This is a genomic window from Stenotrophomonas maltophilia group sp. LNF247 (assembly GCF_054083135.1).
The window spans coordinates 170734-186168 of sequence record NZ_JBSRQL010000006.1; the positions used below are offsets into that span (position 1 = coordinate 170734).

A 15435-nucleotide genomic window follows, 5' to 3' on the forward strand; every position below is an offset into this window, starting at 1 on the left:
TCAGCGCTGCCCCCGCAGGCGGCGCCACAGCAGGCGCGGCGCGCGCCAGAGCATGCCGAAGAACAGACGGGTATGCATGCGGCTGATGCGCACGTTGTCGCGCCACACATCGAAGTGCGACACGCCATCGGCAGGATAGGTCACGCGCGTGGCCAGGTGCTCGACCGGCAGCCCGCGCCAGTACAGGCGCACCATTATTTCGGTATCGAAGTCCATGCGCCGGCCGATGGTCTCTTCACCGATCACGCGCAGCACCGGCGGCAGTGGATACACGCGGAAGCCGCACATGGTGTCGCGCAGGTGCAGCGACAGCGTGTTGATCCAGACCCAGATGTGGGTGGCGTAGCGACCGTACAGGCGCGCCTTGGGAACACTGGCGTCGTAGGCCGGAATGCCACAGATCACTGCACCCGGGTGCAGGCGCGCGGCTTCGATGAAGCGTGGCAGGTCAGCCGTATCATGCTGGCCGTCGGCATCGATCTGCAGCACGTGGCTGTAGCCTCGCGCGCCGGCCTCGGCGAAACCGGCCAGCATTGCCCCGCCCTTGCCCTGGTTCACGTCCAGGCGCAGCAGGTCGACACCCTGGCGTTGTGCCAGCGCGCGCAGCACCGCCGCGCACCCATCGTGCGAACCATCGTCGACCAGCAGGCAGGGCAGTCCCGCGGCCTGCACGCCGTCGAGCACCGCCGCGATGGCGTGCTCGTGATCGTAGACGGGAATCACCACCAGTGGCGCGAATGCGGCACCGGCAACGGCCGGATCAGTCCGCATCGGCGAAGACCACTTTGCCGCTGGCATGCACACCATGGCTGGAGGTGTAACGGAAGGCCAGCGCGCTGCGTGCGGCATCCCAGTCCAGCTGCAGGGTCAGCTCATCGCCGGGGCGGGCCACGTGCTGGAATTTCACCGCATCCATGCGCAGAAACGCTGCCGGCATTGCGAACACCTGGCGGCCGAAACGCACCGCCCAATCCAGCTGCGCCACGCCGGGCAGGATCGCTGCCTGGGGGAAGTGGCCCTGGAACGGCCGCAGCGTCGGGTCCAGGGTCATGCGCAGGGTGGCGCTGGCGGCGTCGCGGCGGTCCCAGACCGGCACCGGCATCAGTGGCTGGAACAGCGCTGCCAGCGCCGCCTGGGTTACCTTGCCCTGCGCATTGATCGGCAGCGCCTGCACCAGGCGCCAACGGCGCGGCCGGGTCACTGCGTCATGCGCGTGCGCCAGGCGCGCACCAAGGCGCTGGCCCAGGGCGCGGCGCGCGGTGTCGCCACCCGCCAGCAGCGCCCGGTCAGCCGGTACCACCACGGCCGCCAGCTGCTCGCGCTGGCCGGGCAGGACCAGCACGCGCGCGTCGTCCACTTCGGCGTCTTCGCGCAGCGCGCGCTCCAGTGCATCCAGCGAGACGCGGCGTTCTTCGATCTTGACGATGCGATCGGCCCGGCCCAGCAGGCGGAACCGGCCATCGGCCAACGCTTCCACGCGGTCCTGGGTACGCCACCAGTCGAGGGTTTCCAGATGCGCCGAGGCGACGGCCAGGCAGCCATCCTCGATGCGCCACTGCACGCCCGGCAACGGTTGCCACGGTGGCAGGTCGGTGTCCCAGCGGCGCCAGGCGATGCCACCGGTTTCGCTGCTGCCGTAAACCTCGGTCGGCGCCACACCCAGCCACTGCCGCACCTGGCGTGCGGCTTCTTCCGGCAGCGGGCCGCCTGAGGAGAACACCGCGCGCAGGCGGCCATGCAGGCTGGCCCAGTCCAGCTGCTCGGGCAGGCGCTTGAGGTGGGCTGGCGTCGCCACCAGCACCGTGTCGGTACCGGCCAGCGCACCCACCAGGTCTTCATGGAAGAACCGGCGTGGATGGATCAGGCGGCCGGCGGCCAACGGCCACAGCACGCGGAACAGCAGGCCGTAGATGTGCTGGTGGGATACCGTGCCATGCACCTGCACGCCCTCCATCTGTGCGCCGAACGCAGCCTGCAGCGCATCCACCTCGCGCGCCAGCTGGTCCAGCCGCTTGCCGATCGCACTCGGCTGGCCGGTGCTGCCGGAGGTGAACACGCACAGCTCGCAGGCGCGCTCGTCCAGCGCCTGCAGCCCGTCGTCCAGCGTGGCGTCCAGCGCCGCCAGCGGGCGATAGTCGGCCGACACGTCGCCTGCGAAACCGCTCACCTGCGGTTGCAGCGCCTGCAACGTGGCCGGCAGGTTGTCGGCGGCCAGGAACACCCGCTTGCCGGCATGCCAGGCACCGAACAACGCCGCGGCAAAGGCCACCGCATCATCGAAATACAGGGCCCAGTCACGCCCTTCGGTCGTCGCAAATGCGGCGCGCCAGGCCAGCACGCGCTGGCGGAAGTGGGCGTGGTCGATCACCTCGCCATCGCAGACGCCAACGCTTCGATGCGGCAGCGCCGCCAGCAGCAGCCTGTCAAGGGCAATCCACTCAGCCATGCGCGTGCGCCGCCTTCACCCGCCGCCGCACCAGCCACTCACCTGCGAACAACACGCCCATCATGACGTACGCCAACAATCCGTTGTAGAGCATCCAGGCCCGGTCCGACGCGTACAGCGCGGTCAGCAGGGCCAGGCTGCCGTTGAGAACGAAAAACCCGCACCACACCTGGGTGACGCGTCGGGTATAGGCCACCGCGAACGGGGGCAGGTCCGGCTCCTGCAGCCGCGCCAGGCGCTCCACCAGCGGTGGCCCGAAGCGCAGGCTGGTGCCGAACACTGCCAGCATCACCGCATTGACCAGCGCCGGGTACAGCTTCAGTGGCAGGGCCTGGTTGAGCACGGTAGCCAGTACCGCCAGCAGGCCGGTGCCCGCCGCTGCGGCCCACCACAGCGGCTGGCGCGAACTCAGCGCGCGCAGCAGGGCCAGGGTGAACAGCAGCAGCGACAGCCAGCGTGGCTCGAAACGACCCATCGCCAGGTACACCAGTACCGGGTAGGCCAGCGAGATCGCAGCCACCACGACCGTGCGTGCGCGTGCCATGGTGGAGCCGTCGGCGCTGCGGTCAGGCGGCTGCCTGGTCCGGCAGCAGCCTGTGCACCACATCGACGATGTCCTGCACGGTACGCACGGCCTTGAACGCTTCCGGCTGCAGGTTGCGGCCGAGCAGCGGCTTGAGCTGCACGATCAGGTCCACCGCATCGATGCTGTCGATGTCCAGGTCGTCGTACAGGCGGGCTTCCGGGGTGATCCGGGCCGTTTCGATCTCGAAGCTGTCGGTCAGGATGCTGACGATGCGTTCGAACAGTTCATTCTTGGTCATGGCAATTCCTGGCGCCGTTACGACTGGCGGGCGGCGACGAACTCGCCGAGCGCGCGCACGCTGGAGAAATGGCGACGGGTTTCTTCCGAATCGGCCGAGAGGCTGACACCGTACTTCTTCTGCAGCGCCAGTCCCAGCTCCAGCGCGTCGATCGAATCCAGGCCAAGGCCCTCGACGAACAGCGGCGCGGTCGGATCGATGTCCTCCGGCGTGATGTCCTCCAGCGAAAGGGAGGAAATGATCAATTCCTTGATCTCGTGCTCAAGTGCTTGCACGGTTCGGATCTCCAGACAGGTCGAAATAACGAGAAAGGTGCTCGGTGACGCGACGGGCCGCCAAGGCATCCCCCCTTGGCGAGTCGTCTTCGGCCAGAAATGGCGCGATCGGGATATCTTCGCCGATCTGCAGCCGAACGTGAAAGCGACGTGAGGGGACACGATACCACTTCTGCCCCTTGGTCAGCGTTGGCGGGCTGCAGGTGATCCGCACCGGGGTGACGTCGATGCGGCCCCGTACGGCGATGTTGGCGGCCCCGCGCTGCAGCCGCGGTGGCTGCCCCGGCACGCTGCGGGTGCCTTCCGGGAAGATGACCAGGGTGCCTCCAGCGCGCACTGCGGCCACACAGTCATCGACCAGGCCGGCGCCATCGTCATTGGAGATGTAGCCGGCAGCCCGCACCGGGCCGCGCATGAACGGGTTGCAGGCCACCGCCCGCTTGACCACGCAGTCGGCGTTGGGAAGCAGCGAGATCAGGCAGACCACGTCGATCAGGGTCGGGTGGTTGGCCAGCACCAGCAGGCCGTCGCGCTGCAGGCGTTCGCCGCCCTCGATCTCGTAGGTCATCACCCCCAGCCCGCGCATCAGCCGCAGATGGCTGGCGAACGCGACCTGGACCACGCGCCGGGCGCGGCGGCGCCGCGCCACCGGATCACGCATCAGCAGCAGCACCGGCATCACCAGAACGCCGAGCAGCAGCCCGCCCAGGCCAAACGCGACGAAGCTGAGGCCAGTGCCAAACACACGCCAGGCATGGTCGAGGCGGCGCAGCAGCTCAGCCACGGCGGCTCCAGCACCAGCGCTGGCCGTGGGCCACGTGTTCCAGTGCCAGCGCGCCGGACAACAGGAACCGGTGCAGGTCCAGCGCATGCGGCAGCAGGCCGGGCGCAGTGCTGGCCTGGCCGTCGGCCGGCTGCCACTGCAGCGACAGCGTCGGCCGGCCCTCTGCCGGAGCGGTCAAACGCCAGCACCATGCAAAGAACGGGTCAGGTTCGTCGGCAAACGTCGCGTAAATTTCAGGAAGCGGCGACTCATAGACCACCACCCGCACTTCGCGGGCGCCATCGGCGAGCAGACCGGCCGCTTCCAGGCAGGCGGTCTCGACCGTGGCCTGGCCGGCGGCCAGCGCCAGGTAGTTGCCGCGGTGACCGCGCGCGATCGAGTACAACGCAGCGATCGCGTTGTGCACCGACAGGCCGAACCCCGTCGGTGACAGGGGCTGATCGCTGGCGAGCGCCCCCAGCAGCTCCATCGAACGGGCCACGTCGCCGTGGCGGCTGGCGAACACCAGCGGCACCTGGCTGTCAGCGCCCTGCCCGTCCTCGCACCAGCAGGCAGCCTGGATCGCCATCCGGCCCAGCCGCTCGATTCGGCGGCGCTGCATTGCCGGGATTTCGGCGAGCGGCGGCGTGTCTTCGCCAACCGGCGGATACGGCGCATCGGCCCAGCCCAGCCACTGGCTACGCTCGCTCAGGCCGGGCGCCCAGGCAGCCCAGTCGACGATGGAGAATTCGATCATTAGCGAAGGTGCTTCAACGGGAGAACGATAGGCACGAGCCATTACGGCGACGCGCGGCGGCCCCCCGTTCCTGCAGCCGTGCGTCCGTCCAGGACGTCGCCGGCTGCCCCCCTGGCTGCCGGAAAGGAGCGCACGCTAGCACGTCCCGCCCGGGGTGTGCAGATTTCACATTCCACAACAGGGGGCCCGGCACCAGCGGGCCCCGCTTCAATCGATCAGTGGTAACCGCTATCGGCGCGCACTTTGCCGCGGAACACCCGGTACGACCACGCCGTATAGCCGAGGATGACCGGCAGCAGAATGACCAGGCCGACCAGGCTGAAGCCCAGCGAGGAGGCCGGCGCGGCGGCCTGCCACAGGGTCATCGACGGCGGCAGCAGATAGGGCCACATGCCCAGCACCAGGCCGAGGAAGCCAAGCACGAACAAGGCCAGGCTGAGCAGGAACGGCGGCAGGTCGCGGCGCGGATGGGTCGCGCTGCGCCACAGCGCGGCGGCCACCGCCAGCGTCAACAGCGGCACCGGCGACAGCCACCAGAAGTTGCCGTCGCTGAACCAGCGCGCCATCAACCGCGAATCGAGGAACGGCAGCCAGCTGCTGACCAGGCCCATCGCCGCGATCACCGCCACCACCAGCGGCCGGGTCATCTGCCGGGCCAGCGCCTGCACGCGCCCTTCGGTCTTCAGGATCAGCCAGGTGCTGCCCAACAACGCATAGCCAGCCACCAACGCAGCACCGGTCAGCATCGCGAACGGGCTGAACCAGGTGAATGCGCCGCCCTGGTAGACGCCGTCCACCAGCGGGATGCCCTGCACCAGGGTGCCGAGGATCACGCCCTGGGCAAAGGTCGCCAGCAGCGAACCGAGGCCGAACGCCACGCTCCACAGCCGGCGCGATCGATGCGCCTTGAAGCGGAACTCGAAGGCCACGCCGCGGAACACCAGCGCCACCACCAGCAACAGCACCGGCAGGTACAGCGCCGACAACAGCACCGCATAGGCCTTCGGGAACGCCGCCAGCAGCCCGGCGCCGCCCAGTACCAGCCAGGTCTCGTTGCCGTCCCAGATCGGCGCGGCGGTGTTCATCATCAGGTCCAGCTGCTCCTCGTCCTCGGCGAACGGGGCCAGGATGCCGATACCGAGCACGAAGCCGTCCAGCACCACGTACATCAGCACGCCGAAGCCGATCACCGCAAACCACGCCACCGGCAGCCAGGTCATCAGGTCCATGTCAGCGCTCCTCCAGCGGTTCGTCGGCCGCCGACAGCGGGCGTGCCGGGGTGTGGCTGCCGTGGTCCAGCGATGGCCCATCATCGTGCGGACGCGGTCCGTGGCGCAGGATCTTCACCAGGTACCAGATGCCCCAGCCGAACACGAAGGCGTAGCCAACGACGTAGACCGCCAGCGACAGCGCGGTCATCCACGCGCTCTGCGGGCCGACCGCATCAGCGGTGCGCAGCACGCCATACACCACCCACGGTTGGCGGCCCATCTCGGTGACGAACCACCCGGACAGCAGCGCGATGAAGCCGCTGGGCAGCATCCAGTTCCAGCCGCGCAGCAGCCACGGCGAATCCAGCAGCTTCCTGCGCCACAACTGGAACGCCGACACCCAGGCCAGCAGCAGCATCAGCGTGCCCAGCCCGACCATGATGCGGAAGGCGAAGAACACCGGCGTCACCGGCGGCCGCTCGCTGGACGGTACCGAAGTGAGCGGGTCGAAGGTGCCGTCCAGGCTGTGGGTCAGGATCACGCTGCCCAGCTTCGGGATGGCCACTTCGAAATCGTTGCGCTCCTCCTTCTCGTTGGGCAGCGCGAACACCACCAGCGGCACGCCCTCGCCTTCCCGGGTCTCATGCCAATGCGCTTCCACCGCCGCGATCTTCATCGGCTGGTGCTTGAGCGTGTTCAGGCCATGCATGTCGCCGACGAAAATCTGCACCGGCACGGTCAGTGCCGCGAACGCCACCGCTGCCACCAGCATGCGCCGGCCCGCTTCCACGTGCGTGCCCTTGCGCAGGTACCACGCACCCACGCCACCGATCACGAAACAGGTGGTGATGAACGAACCCAGCGCCATGTGCGCCAGGCGATAGGGGAACGAGGGATTGAACACCACCTGCCACCAGTCCACCGGATGCACGATGCCGTTGACCATCTCGTAGCCGGCCGGCGTGTGCAGCCAGCTGTTGGACGACAGGATCCAGAACGTGGAGAACAGCGTGCCCAGCGCGACCATGCAGGTGGACAGGAAATGCAGGCGCGGCGAGACCCGGCCCCAGCCGAACATCATCACGCCGAGGAAGCTGGCTTCCAGGAAGAACGCGGTCAGCACTTCGTAGGTCAGCAGCGGGCCGATCACCGTGCCGGCCACCTCGCTCAGCCGCGGCCAGTTGGTACCGAACTGGAAGGCCATGACGATGCCGCTGACCACGCCCATGCCGAACGACACCGCGAAGATCTTCTGCCAGAAGAAATACAGCTCGCGCCACACGGGCAACTTCGTGCGCAGCCAGCGCCATTCGATGAAGGCCAGCCAGCTGGCCGTGCCAATGGTGAAGGCGGGGAACAGCACGTGGAAACTGATGACGAATCCGAACTGGATCCGGGACAACAACAACGCGTCCAAGGGACGCCTCCTGCCTGTGACCGGTGGGATACCGGACCACTTTAGGAGGATTTCGTTAAGGTGGGATGCGACTGGGTGACGCGCTGCTTCACTTTGTCGCAGGTGAAGCCGGGTGACAGGATGAATGGGCTACAGGGGCTTCAGCAGGGTCAAGGGCGGCTCCTTGGCGATTCGCAGGGCCCGGGGTACCAGTGCAGTCAAGCAGGCCGCCATCACCAGCACGACAGCGCTCGATATCGAGAACCACGGTGAACCTGTGATGCCGTCCTGCGGCGCCCCTACCCACTGCAACGACACCGCGCCGAGCAGGGCGCCCAGCGTGGTGAACAGTGAAACCTCGAACATGATTTCGGCGAAGATCACGGACCTGCGAGCACCTAATGTCCGTCGAACCCCGATGGAGTACCGGCGCCGGTCAAGCCACGCGCCTACAACTCCGGAAACGCCGGCCATCAGCACACCGAGAACAACGGCCGTCATGACCGCGAGCACGGTCGTAGCAAAGCGATCAGCTTTGACGTAGGCGTCGCGATATCCCGCCAGGGTCTCGACACCGGCCGGGGTCACGATCCGATAAGGCCGCTGCAGCGCATCGACAGTACGATCAAGCGATGAACGATCAACCTCCGACCTCCACTTCGCCAGATAGTAGCGACTGGCGCCCATGGGGAGGCCCGGAAGTAGCGCCCACTGCGAGTCCCGCTCATTACCTCCTGGTGCCGGTCCAGCAACAGAGGCAAATACGCCCATGATGACACGGCTGCTGCCGGGGCCGAAATACAAGTGGCGGCCAACAGCACTCTCCGTTCCGAACAGTCGGGCAGCCAGCGATTCACTGATCAGCACCACCGGAGTGCCTTCAACCATGTCGTCCTCCGTGGCGTCCCGCCCCAGGACGATTCCCGCGCCCAGCATCGCCAGCAGACCAGAGCTTGCAGTTACCACGGGAATGCGATCACATCCGGCAACGTCTGTCGTACCCGCATTCATCGAATACACCATGGCCGACTCACTGGTGCATACGCCGTATCGATGGGCTCTTCCTCCGAACGGAACAGCGTCGCTCACAACCGTGTCCTGAACACCGGGCAGCCGGATCGCGGACAGGTCTGCCCGCTGCACTGCTGCATCCGCGCCTTCTTCGACATCGGATACCCTGACCACACCAATCGATGCTGCCTCCCGGATGCTCCCGGTGTTCAATCTGGCGAAGCTGTCCAGCGCGGATTGCAGTGCGAACGCACATGCCAGGCTTGCAAGCGCTGCCTGCACTGCAAGCAGTGCGGCGCTTCCCAAATGCCGTCGGATCTCCCTCATCGATTCGAACATTTCAGGCAGCCCCCTTCGCAAAGGCATTCGACAGGGAGCTGACCCTGCAGATTTCAAACGACGGGACCAATGAACAGAGCAACGTCGTGACGACTCCCAGGCCAGCGGCCATCAGCAATGCCCCAGCATGCATCGCGGTTATCGCGCTGGGCAGAACGTCTCCCGCAGCAACCACCCGGATTCCCAGCATATAGGTGACGACAGCGAGCGCACTGCTTGCGGCTCCCGCCGCGATGGATTCCCACATGAGCTGGATGAACACGTCCCGGCGTCGCGCGCCCAGTGCACGTCGTATCGCGAGCTCCCGCCGACGGCGCCCCAGACTGAAGCTGAGCAGCGCCGCCGCGTTGACGATGCACACACCGAGAAGGATCAGTGACAGCCGAAGCTGCATCCTGGCCCGCTCTGGAACCAATCCCAGCCTGTCCAGCCAATCCTTCAAAGGCCAGAGTGCCACCTGCTGGGTGCCTGGTTCGATCCGAAGACCCTTTGCGTGTGCATAGGCATTCAGATTCGCCCGGTAGGCGGCGACATCATCTGCGGTGGGCAGCCACGCCCACAATTGAAGCCATGACACGTTGGCTCCTGCAGGGTCCGTGTCCTGGTCACCTCCCCAAATCGCCGTCCCGTCCACAACAGTCAGCCTGTCCGCGATTGCGGTCTCAACCGGCAGGTAGATCTCGTCAGGTTCCACAAACGGCCGGCGTGTGAGATCTCCCTGAAACATCGGCACCGGATGCCAGTCCTCCGCGACACCCACAACGGTATAGGTGCGCCTGCCCAGTTCCAACCGATGACCAACACAGTCCTGTGCACACTCACGCGCGGCGAGCGCACGCGAAAGCACCACGATTCGACTCGCAGCATGCCCCTCCTCGGCGGTCCATGCCCGTCCTTGAACAACGGCAATGCCAAGCACACTGAAGACTTCCGACGTAGCGAACCTCGCACGCAGCCTTGCGCTGGAGGCTCCCGGCCGGGAGAGCGTCACCGCCCCCCCTGCCATTGCTGCCTGTTTCCACGTCCCACCTTGGCCCAGAAGCGCCTTCGCATCTGGCCAGGTCAGTGCCTGTCCCGGATCCGGGGAACCACTGCGCAGGGCATCTGGACGCGCGTCAAGGTACGGGCGGAACAATGCGGAGCTCCGGCCTGGTGCGGGATCCGACGATGCCTGGAGAACAATGGAGAGCATCACGGTGGTGATCCCTACCCCCGCACCCAGCATGAGAGCGATTGCCAGATGAGTGCCGATCCGTTGCTTGAAACGGGCAAGCGAAAGCTGGATGTAGTAGAGCATCATCCAACTGCAGCCGGCGTTGGATTACTGGCGCACCTGTCCATGTGATTCTCACTCCATACCCGTGGAAGCTGATGGTTGAGAGTCTCTGATTGTGAAACTCCGACTCAAGCGGAGGGATGGAGTTTGCAACTTTCCTCAGGAAACACACGTAGCTCGCGGACCCTGGATAGAGCGACTGCCACTGATGACGAGGCCGACGTGACGGAGTCTGACGGGAAAGGCCAACTGCCGACGTGGAGACAACGCCCGACGCTTGGATATCTGATCGGAAGTTGGAGGAAGAAACGTCCCAAAGCAGTTGCGGGCGTCAATGTTCTTCTAGACCCAGAAGTACCAAGCGCCGGCCGCCAGCAGCGCACCCACCAGCATTACCTGCACCACCACATAGCCCACGCCACTGTCGCGCGACTCGGCGGCAATGCGCTTCTGCAGCGCCTCGCTCACATTCGGTGTCTGTTCCTGCTGAGCCTGCTCACGCAACGCCTGCGCCAGCGCGCGCTTTTCCGCATCGCGAGGGTCGGTCGGTGGGTTCACAGCAGTTCTCCGGCGGCGGCATGCCGCGTCAGTTCCTGCTTCAGGACCTGGCGCGCGCGGTGCAGGTGGCTCTTGATGGTACCGCGTGCCAGTTCGGTCACCTGCTCGATCTCGGCCAGATCGAAATCCTCCAGGTAATGCAGGCCGACGATCAGCCGCTGCGGTGCACTCAGCCGTTCCAGCGCCTCGCCAAGATGGCGACCAGCCTGCAGCGCCTCGCTCAGTTCAGCCGGCCCCGGCCCTTCATCGCCGATCCCCAGTTCCTCCGGCACCTCCACCGCCACCATCCATTGCGCCTCCAGCCGCCGCCGGCGCAGGTGCTGCAGCGCGGTGGTGTAGGCCACCCGCGAAACCCAGGTACGCAACGAAGATTCAAAGCGGAACCGGTGCAGCTGGCGGAACACGGCCAGGAAGGTTTCCTGCAGAAGGTCAGCGACCTGGTCGCGGTCGCCCACCATGCGTCCGATCACATGCGCGCAGGTGCGCTGGTGGGCTTCAACCAGTTGCGCGAAGGCCGACTGCGAGCCATCGATGATGGCCCGCACCAGGGCCTGGTCCGCGTCGAGCGGCTCGGCGGGCGGTGCCGCCGATACTGCATCGTGGCGGCGACGGCCCCGCAGTGCCGACAGTGCTTCGCCGAGCAGGCTCATCTACGGGGCGCCCCCTGTGCCCGTGGCATGCGCCGGCTCAGCCCTTGCGCGCGGCAGGGCGGGTGAAGTGCCAGGCCAGCAGCTGACCGAGGCCGGCACTGCCGACCATCGCGGCGGTGGCGCCGAAGGTCAGCTCGCGTGCACCGATCGCCTCCAGCAGGCCCATCGCCACGGCCAAGCTGACCAAGCTGATGCCCCAGCGCAGCGCGCCCTGGCGGCGGCGCTCTTCTTCCAGCACGGCCAGCGAGCGGATCACTTCCTCGGGCACGTGCGGGGCCACCAGCTTGCTACGCGCGCGGGCATCGGCAATGGCGTGGATCGCGTAGGCGATGCAGATGAAGAGGGTGATCGGGATCAATTCCTGCATGGTCGGGCTCCTGTTCGGTGGATGATGCGGGTTCAGGAGAATGGATGCGCGACCACGGCAACCGGTTGCGCCACTTTGCCAATGCCGCTGCCATGACCTGTGGCCCCTGCCCCCGGCCCGGACGGCTGCTACCCTTGGCCGGTTTCCTCTTCTGGTGCCGTCCGCCCATGTCCCGAGTGCTGCCCCTGTCCCTCCTGCTGTCGGCCGTGCTGGCCGCACCGGCCGCGCACGCCGCGCCGACGCCGATCACCATTGAACAGGCGATGGCCGACCCGGACTGGATCGGTCCGCCGGTCGAGAAGGCTTGGTGGTCGTGGAACAGCCAGCAGGTGGAGTACCAGCTCAAGCGCAGCGGCAGCCCGGTACGCGACACCTTCCGCCAGCCGCTGACCGGCGGCGTGGCCGCGCAGGTGGCCGATGACCAGCGCGGCACCCTGGACGTGGCCGATCCCGTCTACGATCGCAACCGCAGCCGCAGCGCCTTCGTGCGCAATGGCGATGTGTTCGTGCGCGACCTGCGCAGTGGCGCGCTGACCCAGCTCACCCGCAGCAACGAACGCGCGGGCAACGTGAACTTCGCCGCCGACAATGGCGTGATCTGGCGCGTCGGCCAGAACTGGTTCCACTGGACCGCCGCCAGCGGCGTGCAGCAGGTGGCCAGCCTGAAGGCCGAAAAGGATCCGCGTACGCCGCCGAAGGCCGATGTGCTGCGCGATCAGCAGCTGCGCACGCTGGAAACCCTGCGCCGCGACCGCGAGCAGCGCGAGGCATTGAAGGACCAGGACCAGCGCTGGCGCCAGGCCGACCCGACGCGTGCGCCGGGCCCGGTGTACCTGGGCGCCGACGTGGAGATCGCCGACAGCGTGCTGTCGCCGGACCTCACCCACCTGATCGTGGTGACCAAGCCGAAGGACTTCGACGACGGCCGCACCAGCAAGATGCCGCTGTATGTGACCGAATCGGGTTACGAGGAAACCGAGGACACCCGCACCCGCGTCGGCCGCAATGGCTTCGAGCCGCACACGCTGTGGTACGTGGACGTGCGCACCGGCAAGGCCGAAAAGGTCTCGCTGGCCAGCCTGCCGGGCATCAGCACCGACCCGCTGGCCGAACTGCGCCGCAAGGCCGGCAAGGACGCGCTGAAGGGTGAGCGCAGCGTGCAGGTGATGAGCGACTTCATGGGCGGCGGCATCCGCTGGAGCGCCGATGGCCAGCAGGCCGCGGTGATGCTGCGTGCCAACGACAACAAGGACCGCTGGATCATCAGCGTCAACGCTGCCGACGGCCGTGTGCAGAACCGCCACCGCCTGACCGACAACGCCTGGATCAACTGGGGCTTCAACGATTTCGGCTGGATGGCCGATGGCCGCACGCTGTGGCTGCTGTCGGAGGAATCGGGCTTCTCGCACCTGTATACCCAGGCCGGCACGGCCAAGCCGCAGGCGCTGACCAGCGGCAAGTGGGAAACCTCGGCGCCGGTGCCGTCGGCCGATGGCAAGGGCTTCTACTTCCTGTGCAACCAGCAGGCGCCGCATGACTACGAAGTCTGCGCGGTCGACACCGGCAGCCGCCAGGTGCGCGAGCTGACCAGCCTCAACGGCGTGGAGGATTTCTCGCTGTCGCCGGACGGCCAGCAGCTGCTGGTGCGCTACTCCGGCGCCTACCTGCCGCCGCAGCTGGCCGTGCTGCCCAGTGCCGGTGGCCAGGCACGCGTGCTGACCGACACCCGCACCGCCGACTACAAGGCGCGCCAGTGGATCCAGCCGAAGCTGGTGGCAGTGCCGTCCAAGCATGGTGCTGGCGTGGTCTGGGCCAAGTACTACGAACCGGAAAACAAGGAACCGGGGAAGAAGTACCCGATCGTGATGTTCGTGCACGGCGCCGGCTACCTGCAGAACGTGCACCAGCGCTACCCGGCCTACTTCCGCGAGCAGATGTTCCACAACCTGCTGGTGCAGAAGGGCTACATCGTGCTGGACATGGATTACCGCGGCAGCGAGGGCTACGGCCGCGACTGGCGCACGGCGATCTACCGCAACATGGGCCACCCGGAACTGGAAGACTACAAGGACGGCCTGGACTGGCTGGTCGACACCCAGCAGGGTGACCGCGACCACGCCGGCATCTACGGTGGTTCCTACGGCGGTTTCATGACCTTCATGGCGCTGTTCCGTGCACCGGGCACGTTCAAGGCCGGCGCCGCGCTGCGCCCGGTGGTGGACTGGCACAACTACAACCACGGCTACACCAGCAACATCCTCAACACCCCGGACATCGACCCGGAGGCGTACCGCGTTTCCTCGCCGATCGAGTATGCGCAGAACCTGCAGGACAACCTGCTGATCGCCCACGGCATGATGGATGACAACGTGTTCTTCCAGGATTCGGTGAACCTGACCCAGCGCCTGATCGAACTGCACAAGGACAACTGGTCGATCGCCCCGTACCCACTGGAACGTCACGGCTACGTGCGTGCCGATTCCTGGCTGGACCAGTACAAGCGCATCCTCAAGCTGTTCGAGCAGAACCTGAAGTGAGCAACGCCGCAGCCACGATCCGGATCGTGGCTGCGGTCATCCTGGATGACCGCGGCCAGGCGCTGGTGGTGCGCAAGCACGGTGCACGCCGCTTCATCCAGCCAGGTGGCAAGCCCGAACCCGGCGAGGCGCCCCTGCAGGCGCTGGCCCGCGAGCTGGAAGAAGAACTGGGGGTACAGCTGCGCGCCAATGCCGCCATCGGGCTGGGCACGTTCGAGGACTGGGCGGTGAACGAACCCGGCCACCGCGTGCAGGCACAGGCCTGGTGGGTGCAGGTGGACGGTGCGCCGCAGGCGCGCGCCGAGATCGCCGAGCTGGCCTGGGTGCCGCTGCAACCGCCGCATGGCCTGCCCTTGGCACCCTTGAGCGAACACCATATCCTGCCGGCGGTCGCCACCCGGGTGACGGTCCGCTGAGCAGGCGGGCGCCGACTGCAAGGACATCGGATGTCAATGTCGATCCCGTCGATCCCCTCGCCGCCGTCCCCGGCCTATCACGCCTGGGTGCGCCCGGTGGCACAGGCCTCGTTCTGGCTGTCACTGCTGCTGACGATCTACTTCGTGCTGCAGGGACTGGTGCTGTGGCCGCTGAACCACCTTGCGCTGTGGCACCTGGTGGAAAGCGAAGTGCAGCACCAGCAGCTGCACAGCCTGGTCTGGCTGCTGGCGCACCCGGTGGCCGCGTCAATGATCGTCGCGCTGTTGTGCCTGGCCTCGACCGTGTCCAGCTGGGGCCTGCTGCGTGAACGTCGCTGGGGCCTGTGGAGCTTCGTGGTGCTGCTGCTGTTGAGCGGCTTGAGCAACTTCGCAGTCGCCTGGTGGCTGGACGTGTTCATGCGCGACCTCATCCCATTGCTGGCCGATGACCCGGCCCTGCTGCAGGAGCTGCAGCTGAAACGCTGGCTGATCACGCTGACCGTGGTCGGCATGTCGTTCGTGCTTCTCGGCCTGCAGGGCTGGCTGGCCTGGCGCCTGCTGCGCCCCGACGTGCGCGCGCGCTTCCGCTGAGCTCTCGCTCCCGGCATT

General features: G+C 66.8%; 17 protein-coding genes. 3 read left to right on the forward strand and 14 right to left on the reverse strand.

Translation table 11 applies throughout. The features are described from left to right. The 14 genes from ACTXG9_RS08585 to ACTXG9_RS08650 form a co-directional block, all read right to left on the reverse strand. Positions 1-771, reverse strand: coding sequence for a glycosyltransferase family 2 protein (locus tag ACTXG9_RS08585; RefSeq protein WP_021203499.1), 771 nt, complete (start codon positions 769-771; stop codon positions 1-3). After that, entirely contained in the window at positions 761-2446 is a 1686-nt protein-coding gene (locus ACTXG9_RS08590) for an AMP-binding protein (RefSeq protein ID WP_111098820.1), read from the reverse strand. The genes ACTXG9_RS08585 and ACTXG9_RS08590 overlap by 11 nt, the downstream gene beginning before the upstream one ends. Then, a complete protein-coding gene (locus ACTXG9_RS08595) occupies positions 2439-2990 on the reverse strand; it encodes a COG4648 family protein (RefSeq protein WP_026347223.1) in 552 nt (183 codons plus the stop codon). The genes ACTXG9_RS08590 and ACTXG9_RS08595 overlap by 8 nt, the downstream gene beginning before the upstream one ends. Before the next feature lie 22 nt (positions 2991-3012). Beyond that, positions 3013-3270, reverse strand: a complete 258-nt coding sequence (locus ACTXG9_RS08600) for an acyl carrier protein (RefSeq protein WP_006402206.1) — start codon at positions 3268-3270, stop codon at positions 3013-3015. Between the two features lie 17 nt (positions 3271-3287). After that, positions 3288-3545, reverse strand: a complete 258-nt coding sequence (locus ACTXG9_RS08605; protein ID WP_005411610.1) for a phosphopantetheine-binding protein — start codon at positions 3543-3545, stop codon at positions 3288-3290. Further along, positions 3532-4329 (reverse strand): lysophospholipid acyltransferase family protein, encoded by a 798-nt coding sequence (locus tag ACTXG9_RS08610; RefSeq protein WP_233653554.1) that lies wholly within the window; start codon positions 4327-4329, stop codon positions 3532-3534. Before ACTXG9_RS08610 ends, ACTXG9_RS08605 begins: the two co-directional genes overlap by 14 nt. Beyond that, a complete protein-coding gene (locus ACTXG9_RS08615) occupies positions 4322-5065 on the reverse strand; it encodes a beta-ketoacyl synthase chain length factor (protein ID WP_233653553.1) in 744 nt (247 codons plus the stop codon). Before ACTXG9_RS08615 ends, ACTXG9_RS08610 begins: the two co-directional genes overlap by 8 nt. Positions 5066-5280: 215 nt before the next feature. Then, positions 5281-6294: a cytochrome d ubiquinol oxidase subunit II gene (gene cydB, locus ACTXG9_RS08620; RefSeq protein WP_021203502.1), complete on the reverse strand. Its 1014-nt coding sequence runs from the start codon at positions 6292-6294 to the stop codon at positions 5281-5283. Between the two features lies 1 nt (position 6295). Then, on the reverse strand, positions 6296-7693 hold the full coding sequence (locus ACTXG9_RS08625) for a cytochrome ubiquinol oxidase subunit I (RefSeq protein WP_134735293.1): 1398 nt from the start codon (positions 7691-7693) through the stop codon (positions 6296-6298). A 129-nt stretch (positions 7694-7822) separates the two neighbouring features. After that, positions 7823-9022, reverse strand: a complete 1200-nt coding sequence (locus ACTXG9_RS08630) for an ABC transporter permease (RefSeq protein ID WP_188249747.1) — start codon at positions 9020-9022, stop codon at positions 7823-7825. 1 nt (position 9023) lies between these two features. Next, on the reverse strand, positions 9024-10319 hold the full coding sequence (locus ACTXG9_RS08635) for an ABC transporter permease (protein ID WP_329866854.1): 1296 nt from the start codon (positions 10317-10319) through the stop codon (positions 9024-9026). Positions 10320-10640: 321 nt separating this feature from the next. After that, positions 10641-10856 (reverse strand): hypothetical protein, encoded by a 216-nt coding sequence (locus ACTXG9_RS08640; RefSeq protein ID WP_456115807.1) that lies wholly within the window; start codon positions 10854-10856, stop codon positions 10641-10643. Then, positions 10853-11506 carry a sigma-70 family RNA polymerase sigma factor gene (locus tag ACTXG9_RS08645; protein ID WP_207048807.1) on the reverse strand — a complete coding sequence of 218 codons (654 nt, stop codon included), beginning with the start codon at positions 11504-11506 and terminating at the stop codon, positions 10853-10855. The genes ACTXG9_RS08640 and ACTXG9_RS08645 overlap by 4 nt, the downstream gene beginning before the upstream one ends. A 37-nt stretch (positions 11507-11543) precedes the next feature. Next, on the reverse strand, positions 11544-11873 hold the full coding sequence (locus ACTXG9_RS08650) for a hypothetical protein (RefSeq protein WP_206621676.1): 330 nt from the start codon (positions 11871-11873) through the stop codon (positions 11544-11546). 167 nt (positions 11874-12040) lie between these two features. Between ACTXG9_RS08650 and ACTXG9_RS08655 the strand changes: the two genes are divergently transcribed. Genes ACTXG9_RS08655 through ACTXG9_RS08665 form a run of 3 tightly spaced genes read left to right on the forward strand, consistent with a single transcriptional unit; the run spans position 12041 to position 15417 of the window. Then, complete coding sequence (locus tag ACTXG9_RS08655) at positions 12041-14410, forward strand: S9 family peptidase (protein WP_227852344.1); 2370 nt, start codon at positions 12041-12043, stop codon at positions 14408-14410. Continuing rightward, on the forward strand, positions 14407-14826 hold the full coding sequence (locus ACTXG9_RS08660) for an NUDIX hydrolase (RefSeq protein ID WP_021203510.1): 420 nt from the start codon (positions 14407-14409) through the stop codon (positions 14824-14826). The genes ACTXG9_RS08655 and ACTXG9_RS08660 overlap by 4 nt, the downstream gene beginning before the upstream one ends. A gap of 30 nt (positions 14827-14856) precedes the next feature. Further along, positions 14857-15417: a hypothetical protein gene (locus ACTXG9_RS08665; RefSeq protein WP_111102304.1), complete on the forward strand. Its 561-nt coding sequence runs from the start codon at positions 14857-14859 to the stop codon at positions 15415-15417. Positions 15418-15435 lie beyond the last annotated feature (18 nt).